This is a genomic window from Peribacillus sp. FSL M8-0224 (assembly GCF_038003055.1).
GTDB lineage: Bacteria > Bacillota > Bacilli > Bacillales > DSM-1321 > Peribacillus > Peribacillus frigoritolerans.
The window spans coordinates 5359834-5372618 of the sequence record NZ_JBBOOJ010000001.1; the positions used below are offsets into that span (position 1 = coordinate 5359834).

The 12785-nt window shown below is 41.7% G+C and carries 13 protein-coding genes; all 13 read left to right on the top strand.

Annotated features, from left to right (window positions below; genetic code table 11):
• Positions 1 to 3 precede the first annotated feature (3 nt).
• The 13 genes from MKX49_RS26095 (at position 4) to MKX49_RS26155 (ending at position 12692) form a co-directional block, all read left to right on the top strand.
• On the top strand, positions 4 to 756 hold the full coding sequence (locus MKX49_RS26095; RefSeq protein ID WP_340878262.1) for an ATP-binding cassette domain-containing protein: 753 nt from the start codon (positions 4 to 6) through the stop codon (positions 754 to 756).
• Positions 757 to 928: 172 nt separating this feature from the next.
• Positions 929 to 1567: a 50S ribosomal protein L25/general stress protein Ctc gene (locus MKX49_RS26100; protein ID WP_034316323.1), complete on the top strand. Its 639-nt coding sequence runs from the start codon at positions 929 to 931 to the stop codon at positions 1565 to 1567.
• Positions 1568 to 1831: 264 nt separating this feature from the next.
• Positions 1832 to 2392, top strand: coding sequence for an aminoacyl-tRNA hydrolase (gene pth / locus MKX49_RS26105; protein WP_048690016.1), 561 nt, complete (start codon positions 1832 to 1834; stop codon positions 2390 to 2392).
• 105 nt (positions 2393 to 2497) lie between these two features.
• Positions 2498 to 2728, top strand: a complete 231-nt coding sequence (locus tag MKX49_RS26110; RefSeq protein WP_034316319.1) for an anti-sigma-F factor Fin family protein — start codon at positions 2498 to 2500, stop codon at positions 2726 to 2728.
• Positions 2729 to 2883: 155 nt separating this feature from the next.
• Complete coding sequence (gene mfd, locus MKX49_RS26115) at positions 2884 to 6420, top strand: transcription-repair coupling factor (protein ID WP_340878264.1); 3537 nt, start codon at positions 2884 to 2886, stop codon at positions 6418 to 6420.
• A gap of 187 nt (positions 6421 to 6607) precedes the next feature.
• Positions 6608 to 7144: a stage V sporulation protein T gene (gene spoVT, locus MKX49_RS26120; protein WP_034316314.1), complete on the top strand. Its 537-nt coding sequence runs from the start codon at positions 6608 to 6610 to the stop codon at positions 7142 to 7144.
• A 222-nt stretch (positions 7145 to 7366) separates the two neighbouring features.
• On the top strand, positions 7367 to 8989 hold the full coding sequence (locus MKX49_RS26125; RefSeq protein ID WP_340878265.1) for a putative polysaccharide biosynthesis protein: 1623 nt from the start codon (positions 7367 to 7369) through the stop codon (positions 8987 to 8989).
• Positions 8982 to 10454 carry a nucleoside triphosphate pyrophosphohydrolase gene (gene mazG, locus MKX49_RS26130; protein WP_340878266.1) on the top strand — a complete coding sequence of 491 codons (1473 nt, stop codon included), beginning with the start codon at positions 8982 to 8984 and terminating at the stop codon, positions 10452 to 10454. The genes MKX49_RS26125 and mazG overlap by 8 nt, the downstream gene beginning before the upstream one ends.
• A 23-nt stretch (positions 10455 to 10477) precedes the next feature.
• The gene (locus MKX49_RS26135) at positions 10478 to 10741 is read left to right on the top strand and encodes an RNA-binding S4 domain-containing protein (protein WP_034316386.1); all 264 of its coding nucleotides are present in this window, start codon (positions 10478 to 10480) and stop codon (positions 10739 to 10741) included.
• A 76-nt stretch (positions 10742 to 10817) separates the two neighbouring features.
• Positions 10818 to 11126, top strand: a complete 309-nt coding sequence (yabP, locus tag MKX49_RS26140; RefSeq protein WP_034316308.1) for a sporulation protein YabP — start codon at positions 10818 to 10820, stop codon at positions 11124 to 11126.
• A complete protein-coding gene (gene yabQ, locus MKX49_RS26145) occupies positions 11123 to 11755 on the top strand; it encodes a spore cortex biosynthesis protein YabQ (protein WP_323599552.1) in 633 nt (210 codons plus the stop codon). The genes yabP and yabQ overlap by 4 nt, the downstream gene beginning before the upstream one ends.
• 13 nt (positions 11756 to 11768) lie before the next feature.
• Positions 11769 to 12155 (top strand): FtsB family cell division protein, encoded by a 387-nt coding sequence (locus tag MKX49_RS26150; RefSeq protein WP_340878268.1) that lies wholly within the window; start codon positions 11769 to 11771, stop codon positions 12153 to 12155.
• Between the two features lie 81 nt (positions 12156 to 12236).
• A complete protein-coding gene (locus MKX49_RS26155; protein WP_034316303.1) occupies positions 12237 to 12692 on the top strand; it encodes a S1 domain-containing RNA-binding protein in 456 nt (151 codons plus the stop codon).
• The last annotated feature ends 93 nt before the right edge of the window (positions 12693 to 12785 follow it).

Genomic DNA, 12785 nt, shown 5'->3' on the forward strand with positions numbered 1-12785 from the left:
AACATGAAAAATGGTAATTCGTTGGAGTTGCAGGGTGTAAGAAAGGATTTTGGGGAGTTTGAAGTATTAAAGGGGATGGACCTGGCATTTAAAAAGGGAGAATTCATAGCCATTGTCGGTAAGAGCGGATGTGGAAAGAGCACCTTGCTTCGTCTTGTGGCAGGACTGGAAAAGCCGACGGGCGGGCAGATACTGGTGAATGGAAAACCATTGAATGGATTAAATAAATCATCACGGACGATGTTTCAGGATGGCAGGCTTTTTCCTTGGAAAAAAATCCTTCAAAATATTGGCGTAGGCTTGAAAGGGGATTGGAAGTCAAACGCTATGGAATTACTGGAGCAAGTGGGCCTTGCAGATCGAGCAAATGATTGGCCGTCCGTTTTATCTGGGGGGCAAAAACAAAGGGTTGCATTAGCGAGGGCATTGGTTAACCAACCTGATATTCTCCTCCTGGATGAGCCGCTAGGGGCATTGGATGCTTTGACGAGAATTGGCATGCAAAGGCTGATTGAAGAACTATGGAGGAAAAGGGACTTTACTGCCTTACTTGTTACACATGACGTTGAAGAAGCCGTAATGCTTGCCGACCGTGTCATATTAATCGAAGAAGGAAAAGTCGTCATGAATAAGGAAATCAATCTGCCGAGACCACGGAAAAAGGATAGTATTCAATACTCATCACTAGCAGCCCAAATCCTTGACCGAGTGATGCAAGTTGAAGGAAAAATGGAAAAAAAAGCGATTCACGCTTGAATTAGAGAAAAAAGAATGAAAAAAGATTTTGCAGAGAATTCCTATGTTTACCATATGTTTATCGCCTTCTTGCTCCCAGCGGATTTTACCTTTCATGTTTAATGATTCACCATTTAGGGAAATGTTAAATATAGAGAAACTTGTAATTCATATTTAGGAAGGCGGAGGATGTATGAGTAATATATTAGCTGCAAAAGAACGTACGGATTCAAAACACTCTAATTTAAGGAATTTGAGGGAAAGCGGCGAAATCCCTGCGATAGTATATGGCAATAAAAATGACAGTACGGCCATTTCCGTCAATAATATCGAGCTTCAAAAGACAATCAAGGAAATAGGCCGTAATGGAATCATTTCTTTGGACTTGGAAGGTAAGAGTTATAAAGTCATGCTCTCTGACTATCAAAAGGATCCACTAAAAAACTCCATTTATCATGCAGACTTTTTAATTGTGGATATGTCCGCTCAATTACAGGCACAAGTTCGCATTAACCTTGTCGGTGTTTGTAAAGGCGTGAAAGACGGTGGGGTCCTCCAGCAGTCTCTTCATGAAGTGACGGTCACGGCTAAACCTAATGACATTCCTGACTCCATCGATGTTGACGTTACCGAACTTCAGGTAGGGGATACAATCTACATATCCGATATCCAAACGAATAAGCAAGTTACAATCGGCCACGATGGTGAAGAAGTTGTTGCATCTGTTTTGGCTCCTCGCCAGGAAGAGGAAATAAGTACGGGCGAACAGCAGGATGGCGGTATCCCTGAAAATGAAGAAGGCAGGGAAACCAAGGCATCACCAGAGTCATGATGCCGGGATTAAACAAGTGAATCATGATATAATAGGCGTAGCTCTTAACGAGTTACGTCTTTTCAATCTCTGGATGCATCCATTTAAATCGGACAGATTTTTTTTCGTAATGGAATCCTTTAATTTGGATTTTACCTAATTAGTTCTCCGGTCGCTTGCAGTCCAGCTTGAAATTAGGGTACTATTTTTCTAAGGTCGATGGATCTTGGAAAAACTTCGTCCCAGTGTAACTCCCTAAATAACCGTAATGACGGAGTGTGAATCATGAAAATTATTGTAGGGTTAGGGAACCCCGGTAAACAATATGAAAAAACCCGACATAACGTCGGATTTGAAGTAATAGATGAGTTATCCAGGAGATGGTCGATCCCTCTTGATCAAGCAAAACATAAGGGGATATATGGTTCAGGAATGGTAAAGGGAGAAAAAGTTTTATTGCTTAAACCTTTAACCTATATGAATTTGTCAGGAGAATCTATTTCGGCTGTCATGCATTTCTTTAAGGTGGATATCGCGGATGTGGTCATAATATATGATGACCTTGATTTGCCTCCAGGAAAGCTTCGCCTTCGTCAAAAAGGAAGTGCAGGCGGTCATAACGGGATAAAATCTTCAATTGCCCATTTGGGTACACAGGAATTCAATCGAATCAGAATAGGCATTGGCCGCCCGATTGGCCGCATTCCGGTATCTGACTATGTATTAGGGCGTTTTTCGCCTGAAGAATGGGATCATGTCGGGGCAACGATCGAAAAAAGCGCAGCTTCATGTGAATCCTGGTTGGAAAAACCATTTATACAGGTCATGAACGAATATAACCAATAAGCAGAGAGTAGATATAAGTAAAGAATAATATCTTCCTGTTTCGCTGAATAAAAACCCTCTACTTTTGTACATACTAACACTATTACAAAAATAGGGGGTTACCAAATGGCTCTCCATTATCGATGCCGACATTGCGGAACTAAGCTGGGCTCAATCGAGGCACACTCACTGAGTACGGAGCAGTTAGGTTTTAATCAACTTACCGATGAAGAGCGACAAGAGATGATCGTTTATGATTCTGAAGGGGATATGCATGTAAGGGCGATATGTGAAGATTGCCATGAATCGCTGCAAAGAAACCCTGATTTATATGAAAACGATTATATTATTCATTAGCGGGAGAGGGCTTTGGACAAAATCCAAAGCATTTTTCCGTTTGTCTGGAATACCAGGGCACATAAAAGTTGCCGTTAATAAAGAGGATCTTGGTGATGGCCAAGTTCAAATACAGCAAATGGTTTTTCGCACGTTAAAGAGAGGGGGGAAAGAAAATGAATGGATTGCAGAACTTGTTCTCCAAACAAGATGATGTTCATTCGTTAATAGCCGGCATCGATGAAGGGCTTAAGGAGCAAATCGTCTCTGGTCTCACAGGTTCCTCGAGATCGCTATTGCTGGCTTCCGTATATGAAAAGACGAATAGGCCTATTTTATTGGTTACCCATAATTTATTGCAAGCACAAAAATTCCATGAGGACTTATCAAGTTTCATTCCCGAGGAAGAATTGTATATATATCCAGCCAATGAATTGATTGCGGCTGATTTGAGTGTTGCAAGCCCGGAATTAAGGGCCCAACGTGTTGAGGCATTGAATTTTTGGGCAGAGGGAAAGAAAGGGATTGTCATTGCCCCGATTCCTGGGGTGCGTCGTGTGCTTCCTCCAAAGGATATTTGGAAGAGGTATCAGCTAGCGTTTAATCTAGGGGAAGACATCGAGCTTGAATCAACGCTTAATAAATTCATTGCCATGGGTTATAACCGGTCTGAAATGGTTGCTTCTCCAGGTGAATTCAGTATCAGGGGCGGTATCATCGATATTTACCCGATCACCGAACCTAATCCAATACGAATTGAATTATTCGATACCGAAATAGATTCAATAAGGACTTTTTCAAGTGAAGACCAGCGATCCATCGAAAAACTCAAGAAAGTGACGATCGGTCCCGTCAGTGAGGCTTTGCTAGAGACGGAGCATATCGAAAGAATCATAACTAGGCTCGAGAGCGGATTAAGTAAAAGCTTGAAGAAACTTAAGGACGAGAAAACCAAGGAACAGCTGGTCCAAACGATCAGTTATGAACTTGAACAGCTGAAAATGGGGAATATACCCGACAAAATCTTTAAATACTTAAGTTTAGCGTATGAAGATCCAGCTAGTTTAATAGATTATTTACCGGTAAATGGTTTGGTTTTATTAGATGAAATCAGTAGAATCCAGGAAATCAATGATTCTTTGGAAAAGGAAGAGGCTGGTTGGTACACGGACCTTTTAAGTCAGGGACAAATTATCCATGACATTAAATTAGCCCATCCCATGCAGGAATTAATAATGAAATCCAGCAGGCCGTTTGTATACCTTTCATTGTTTTTACGGCATGTACCGCATACGAATCCTCAGAATATCCTGAATTTTGCCAGTAAACAAATGCAAAATTTCCATGGACAGATGAATGTGTTCAAAGCTGAACTGGAACGTTGGAAAAAAGGGAAATATACAGTCGTCATACTTGGACAGGATGAAGAACGGGTAAAAAAGCTGCATTCGGTTTTAGCCGACTATGATATAGAGGCAGCAGAACTGTTTAATGCTGACAGCATCCTTCCAGGTAAAGTACAGATTTTACGCGGCAGTCTGAATAGTGGCTTTGAATTGCCTATGCAAAAATTCAGTATCATTACGGAAACGGAATTGTTTAATAAGAAGTCAAAGAAATCGGTACGGAGACAGAAACTATCGAATGCAGAGCGAATCAAGAGTTATTCCGAACTGAAGATCGGTGACTATGTCGTTCATGTTAACCACGGTATCGGTAAATACTTAGGTATTGAAACCCTTACAATAAATGGGGTCCATAAAGATTACCTGAATATTCGTTATCAAGCGGATGACAAATTGTATGTTCCTGTCGACCAAATTGATCTTGTTCAAAAATATGTCGGTTCTGAAGGAAAAGAGCCGAAGCTTTATAAGCTAGGCGGTACGGAATGGAAACGTGTCAAAAGCAAGGTTCAATCATCCGTTGAGAACATTGCCGATGATTTAATCAAGTTATACGCAGAAAGAGAAGCGGCAAAGGGCTATGCCTTTTCACCTGATGGTGATATGCAGAGGGAATTCGAAACATCATTCGCTTATAACGAAACGGAAGATCAATTACGTTCCATAGTCGAAATCAAAAAGGATATGGAACGGGAACGGCCGATGGATCGTTTATTATGCGGCGATGTTGGTTATGGGAAGACAGAGGTGGCGATCCGGGCCGCTTTTAAAGCCATAATGGATGGGAAGCAGGTTGCGTTTCTAGTTCCGACCACAATCCTTGCCCAGCAGCATTATGAAACATTAAGGGAGCGTTTTCAGGATTATCCGATTTCGATTGGCCATATGAGCCGCTTCCGGACTAAAAAGCAGCAAACGGAGACGATAAAAGGATTGAAGGCCGGCACGGTGGATATTGTGGTTGGCACGCATAGGATTTTATCCAAAGATATCGTGTACCGCGATTTGGGATTGCTTATCATTGATGAAGAACAGCGCTTTGGTGTTACACATAAGGAAAAGATCAAACGGTTAAAAACTAATGTGGATGTACTGACTTTGACTGCGACACCGATTCCGAGGACCCTTCATATGTCGATGCTGGGCGTGAGGGATCTGTCCGTCATCGAAACTCCGCCTGAGAACCGGTTTCCGATCCAAACTTATGTCATGGAGTATAATGGCTCATTGGTAACGGAAGCGATAGAACGGGAATTGGCCAGGGGCGGTCAGGTTTATTTCCTTTACAATCGGGTAGAGGATATAGCAAGAAAAGCAGAAGAAATTTCCATGCTTGTGCCCGATGCCCGTGTTACCTATGCTCATGGGCAAATGACAGAGCAAGAACTGGAAGCCGTCATGTTCGGCTTTTTGGAAGGCGAATATGATGTTTTGGTAAGTACAACCATTATAGAGACGGGTGTTGATATCCCGAATGTCAATACGCTTATCGTGAATGAAGCGGATAGAATGGGACTTTCACAGCTCTATCAGCTGCGTGGCCGTGTAGGTCGATCCAATCGGGTGGCATATGCATTCTTCACTTATAGGAAAGATAAAGTGTTGACGGAAGTGGCAGAAAAGCGTCTTCAATCCATTAAGGAATTTACAGAATTGGGTTCAGGGTTCAAAATCGCGATGCGTGATTTATCCATCAGGGGAGCTGGAAACATTCTAGGGGCTCAACAACATGGCTTCATCGATTCGGTTGGTTTTGATCTGTATTCACAAATGCTGAAAGAAGCGGTGGATGCGAAACGTAATGACCAACCAGCTGAAGAGAAGAACACACTGGAAATTGACGTTGAAGTGGATGCTTATATCCCTGATGCCTACATAATGGATGGACATCAGAAAATAGAAATGTATAAAAGGTTCAGAGGTATCGCTTCACTTGAAGAAGTGGAAGAATTACAGGATGAAATGATCGATCGTTTCGGAGAGTATCCAGAAGAAGTTTCCTATTTATTCATGATTGCCGAAATGAAGGTATATGCTGAAAAGGCCGGAATTGAAAGCATTAAACAATTAAAACAGGAAATCAGCATTCTCCTTAGGGAAAAGGTCAGCAGCGATGTGGATGGACAAAAGGTGTTCGAGCTGGGATCGAAGTATGGCCGTATGGTGGGCTTCGGCATGGATGGCAATCGAATGAAGCTGGTCCTGCACATAAAAGGCGTGGAACAAAGCAAATGGCTCAATATCTTATTTGAGATGGCCAAGGGTTTACAGTATGTAAAAAAAGAGACGCAAGCCACTAAAAATTAGAATTGATGATTGTCCTCTTGAAGAAATTTTTTTAGGTACCATGGTAAAAAAATGCAACAAAAAGAAAAATTTTTTCAAAGTGCATAGAACTTACCATTAGAAAAATACTAAGTACAATAGCTGGTGATGATTTTGCTACAAAATGAGGATTTATCAAATCAATTAGATGAAAGTGAGGCAACATTAGATGAAAGCAACTGGTATCGTTCGCCGAATTGATGATTTAGGAAGAGTCGTCATCCCGAAGGAAATTCGCAGGACACTCCGTATTCGTGAAGGAGATCCATTGGAAATATTTGTGGACAGAGATGGTGAAGTCATCCTAAAGAAATACTCTCCAATTAGTGAATTAGGCGATTTTGCAAGGGAATATGCAGAAGCACTATATGATAGCCTTGGAAACCCAGTTATGATTTGTGACAGGGATACTTACATTGCGGTGGCAGGCGGCTCCAAAAAAGAATACTTAAACAAAAGTGTTAGTGACCTAGTGGAAAAGATCATGGAAGAAAGAAATCCTGTTTTGGAGTCTCCGAACGGACAAGTCTCATTCGTTGATTCCAATGATGAAGAGGTCCAATCTTATACTGCAGCTCCGATCATTGCGAGTGGCGACCCGATTGGTGCCGTCTTGATTTTCTCTAAAGACAGCACCATTGGTGAAGTGGAACAGAAATCGGTTGAAACAGCAGCAAGCTTCCTAGCTAGACAAATGGAACAGTAACCTTGGACATGCATTCATATCTTAAAAGATGGAAAGGGCAGCATTCGCGCTGTCCTTTTTGCTCTTTCTAAAAGGTTAACCGGATCGGGGCGGAAATAAAGAGGGGGAGAATATTTTTCGAGGTGAATATGGAAAATGATTTACAGTATTGCTGGGATTGAAAAATAACCATTAGAATTATGCTATAATAACTACCACATATGAGTGAAAAGGGGAAAAAGAATGGCTGAAAAGCCTAATAAAACATCAAATGAACTTTTTCGAGGTGCGCTGATTTTGAGCGCTGCAGCGATTATCGTAAAAGTTTTGAGCGCGGCCTATCGCATACCTTATCAGAACATTGCGGGTGACATCGGGTTTTATATCTATCAACAGGTTTATCCCTTCTACGGTGTTGCTTTTACATTATCGACAATTGGCTTTCCGGTAGTCATATCCAAACTTATTGCAGAACGGGAGTCTTCCAAAAATAACTTTGCAGTCAAGGACATATTGGTGACATCATTCGTCGTCTTAAGTTCGATAAGTGTCATGATGTTTGCTGCACTATTCCTTGGCGCCGATTGGATTGCAGGATGGATGAAGGATCCGCATTTAGCCGGTCTGCTGAGGATCGTTGCCTATTCCTATTTATTAATGCCGATTTCTTCTGTATTAAGAGGCTATTTTCAAGGAATAAACGACATGTTACCGACGGCAAGTTCGCAGGTCGCTGAACAATGCATCCGGGTATTGACGATACTGGTCCTTTCCACAATATTCGTGCATCAGGGCTACTCTGAATATGTTGTCGGCAAGGGGGCGGTCCTCGGTTCGATAACAGGCGGCATTACTGGCTTGGTACTGCTTATTGCTTTCGTTATTTTAAGAGAAGAATGGAAGCTTTTTTTACGAATGAGAATCAAACCGGTGAATTTCATCAAAATTTCCAAAGCCCTGGTTTTCCAAGGGTTGGCCTTTTGCATTACTGGTTTGATCCTTATCTTGTTTCAGTTTGTCGATTCACTGCACCTGTATTCCCTGCTAAGGGAAACGGGGATGGGGGAAAGGGAAGCCAAAGAATGGAAAGGGGTATATGATCGAGGACAGCCTTTGCTTCAGCTAGGTACAGTCGTGGCTAATTCTTTTGCATTGGCGCTAGTACCTGTCATATCCGGATTCGTTCAGAGTAAAAGTCAACTTGAATTATTGAATAAGATCAAATTGGCGCTTCGTGTAAGTGCGACGATCGGGGTCGCTGCTGCGATCGGGCTGGTGGTGACGATGAAGCCTGTCAATCATATGCTGTTCACTGATGTTAAAGGGACGATTACTTTAGCAATATTCTCTTTATCGATTTTATTCACATCCCTCATAATGGCAGAAGCGGCAGTGATTCAAAGTTTAGGTCATTCGTTCGTGCCGGTGATCATCACGATTGTGGGGGTGGGCAGCAAGTGGGCTTTGAACCTTGTTCTGGTGCCCCATTACAAAATCGCGGGAGCAGCCTCGGCAACAGTACTTGCGTATATGATCATGACGGTATTATTTTATGTGGTATTGAGAGTACATATCAAAAAGACATTAATTGAAAAGCGGCATGTGCTAATAATCCTGAAGAGTACGGTTTACATGGGTGCGGCGGTTGTTTTATTCAATTGTTTATTCGAATGGATGTCCTCAGGCGAAAGCCGGTTGTTGGCTACGCTCCAAGCTTTGATCGGTGTAGGGATCGGTGCAGCCGTGTTTGTGATGACCGCCATTCGTGCAGGCTTATTCGGTGAAGAAGAACTTTCACTTATACCTGCAGGTTCAAAGCTTAAACGATTTATAATAACGAATAGGAGTATACGAAATCATGAATGAGATTACGATAATAGGCCTTGGTGCTGGGGATTTAGAGCAGCTTCCACTAGGGATTTATAAAAAATTGGTTCAAACGGAACAATGCTACGTCAGAACGGCTGATCATCCGGTAATCGGGGATTTGAAAAGGGAAGGAATAAATTTCACGGCGTTTGACGGGACATATGAAAAGCACGACCAATTTGAAGACGTATATGAAGAAATTGCCCAAACATTATTAGACGAGGCCTCGAACCGTTCCGTTTTATACGCAGTTCCGGGGCATCCGATGGTTGCGGAAAAAACGGTACAGCTTTTGCTTGAAAAGGGTCCGGCTCTTGGAATAGCCATTAAGCTCGAAGGCGGGCAAAGTTTCCTTGACCCGTTGTTTCAGGCTGTTAGGATCGATCCAATTGAAGGGTTTCAGCTAATGGATGGAACAGATCTTTCACCGGATGATTTACACATTACCCAGCATATGATAATCGGACAGGTGTATGACGCATTCAGTGCATCCGATGTGAAGCTGACTTTGATGGAAAAGCTACCGGATGACTACGAGGTATATATCGTAACTGCGGCAGGCAGCAGTCAGGAAAAAGTGACAAAATGTGCCCTTTTCGAACTCGACCGTCAGATGGAGTTAAGTAACTTGACGAGTGTTTATGTTCCGCCCGTTAAAGATGAAGCTTTACGATATAGGGAGTTTTCTAAGCTGCGGTGGGTCATCGCAGAACTTAGAGGTCCTGACGGATGTCCGTGGGATAAGAAACAAACTCATGAAAGCTTGAAGAAATATCTAATAGAAGAAGCATATGAGCTGATTGATTCCATCGATGAAGGTGACGATGAGGGTATGGTTGGTGAACTTGGGGATGTCCTGCTTCAGGTGATGCTTCATTCACAAATCGGTGAAGATGAGGGCATGTTCACGATAGATGATGTGATTGAAGGCATTACGGCAAAAATGATTCGGCGCCACCCTCATGTATTCGGAGATGTTGAAGTGAACGGTGAGGAAGATGTATTGGTGAACTGGCAAAAAATCAAAGAAGGTGAAAAGGGGGGCGAATCAAAAGCTCTGAAATCCATACTGGATGGTATTGAGAAATCGCTGCCAAACTTACTTCGGGCCGAAGAGTATCAAAAAAGGGCTGCGAAGGTTGGATTTGATTGGGACGAGGTTTCCGAAGCCTGGAAGAAGGTCAGGGAAGAAGTGCAGGAATTGGAAGAGGAAATATTAAGTCCGAACAGGGATGCCGAAAGAATAAAATCAGAGCTGGGCGACCTCTTTTTTGCGCTTGTCAACATTTCACGTTATTATGACATACAAGCGGAAGAAGCCGTCTACAAAGCAAACCAGAAATTCCACCAGCGTTTTACATATATAGAAGAGTGCATTCAAAGGGCAGACAAAAAATTTGAGGATTATACATTGGAAGAATTGGATTCATATTGGGATGAAGCAAAAGCTAAAGGACTTTAATTAAGGGAGAGATTTGAATGTCGATGAGATTGGATAAATTCCTAAAGGTTTCAAGGTTGATCAAGCGCCGCACACTTGCGAAAGAGGTTGCGGATAAAGGGAGAATCACGATTAACGGACAACAGGCCAAAGCAAGTTCTAATGTGAAAGATGGCGATGAGCTGACAGTCAGATTCGGTCAAAAGCTTGTTACGGTACGTGTCGATAAAATTCAAGAAACGACGAAAAAAGAAGCGGCTGCAGATATGTATACCATCGTAAAGGAAGAAAAGCTAGCGGAGGAGTAAGGACAGGCTTGGTTCTAATTCCACTCTTACGGACATACACTTGTACAAAATCAGTGGTACTGTGAGGGATGATAAAATGAGCCAATATATTGATCCGAATGCTGGTTACACAAAGGGAACGACCCAAGAGCATGATGTAACGATGAAAGGCCGCCGTTTACTTGATATTACCGGTGTCAAACAAGTCGAAAGCTTTGATAATGAAGAGTTTCTGCTCGAAACGTCAATGGGATTCTTATCTATCCGGGGCCAAAACTTGCAAATGAAGAATTTGGATGTTGATAAAGGCATCGTTTCCATTAAGGGAAAGATTTTCGACCTTGTTTATTTAGATGAGCAATCAGGGGAGAAAGCTAAAGGATTCTTTGGCAAGTTGTTCAAATGACCTTAACGATCCAATTTTATACGTTGCTTGCGATGATAGGCATGGGCAGTGGCTTTGGAGCTGCCCTGGATACGTATAGCCGGTTCCTGAATCGTTCAGAAAGGAAAAGGTGGATTGTATTCATCCATGACTTCCTTTTCTGGATCATTCAGGGTCTCCTTATTTTTTATGTTTTGTTTTTAGTGAATGAGGGAGAGTTTCGCCTCTATTTATTTTTGGCCTTATTATGCGGTTTTTCAGCTTATCAAGCACTTTTCAAAGGATTCTATCAACGTTTTTTGGAGTTTTTGATAATACTTGTGATAAAGTTGGCGAGATTTATAGCAAATTCGGTACACATGCTGATATTTCTACCGATAAAGTGGGTAATAGTATCCATATTAGCCATCATCATCGGGATAGGTAAGTTCGTTTTGACCTTATTAAAATGGGCGGGGAAAATACTTCTCTTTATTTTGAATATATTCTGGAGACCATTAAAATGGATTCTGACTCATATATGGAATTTATTGCCGGTTTTTGTTACGAAAAACGTCGGGAAGTTTTATAATAAAGGAAAAGGGATTTTATTGAAAATAAAGAATTCTATATTTAGAACGCTAAATGGATGGAAAAATAAAAAGAAATGAGGAGCGATAAAAAATGAGTAGCCTGCGTAAAAGGAAAGTGGCAAAAATAGAAAATCCCTACGTCGCTCAACAAGAGAAAAAAGTACAAACCGTAGAAAAAAAGAAGCGTGGTCTAATGCGTAGATTAACTCTTTACTCAGTTTTCGCCGCTGTCTTTTTGATTTTTGCCGTTTCCACCCTCATAACGCAAAATGTTGCACTGGATGAGAAAGTTCAGCAAAAGCAAGAATTGGAGGGAAAGTTAGCTGAATTGAAAAAAGACGAGACCCTTCTTAAAGAAGAAATCGTAAAGCTTAATGACGACGATTATATAGCAAAAATAGCAAGACGGGATTATTTCTTGTCTGAAAAGGGTGAAATCATTTTTACCCTTCCAAAAGGGAAGGAAGATAGTGACTAATATTGACACTGTTTTTTTACTTTCGTTATAATATAGGGTGAAGAGATTTTTTTAACATTTCTAAGGAGGAACATTTTTTTTATGTCAATCGAAGTAGGCAGCAAGTTACAAGGTAAAGTAACAGGCATAACTAATTTTGGTGCATTTGTAGAGCTACCTCAAGGTTCAACCGGTCTTGTCCATATCAGTGAAGTGGCTGATAACTATGTCAAGGATATCAATGATCATTTAAAAGTGGGCGATACAGTTGAGGTGAAAGTCATCAACGTTAAAGATGGCAAGATTGGCTTGTCCATAAAAAAAGCGATAGACCGTCCTGAAGTTGAGCAAAAACCTGCATACACACCACGTCCGCGCCAAGGTAGAGGGAATGACAGCCGTTCCAAAGACTTCCGCTCGAAAGGTAATGGTTTCCAACCGAAAGAAAACTTTGAGCAAAAAATGGCTAAATTCTTAAAAGATAGCGAAGACCGTTTAACGACCCTAAAACGTAGCACCGAAACGAAACGGGGAGGTCGAGGAGGAAGACGCGGATAAAACTGCTGCTGAAAAATAATAGTTTAGCAACTTTTCCTGTGAAATTATTCATAGTGTAGATAAAGGCAAGCTTGCCGGCTTGTCTTCTTTTAT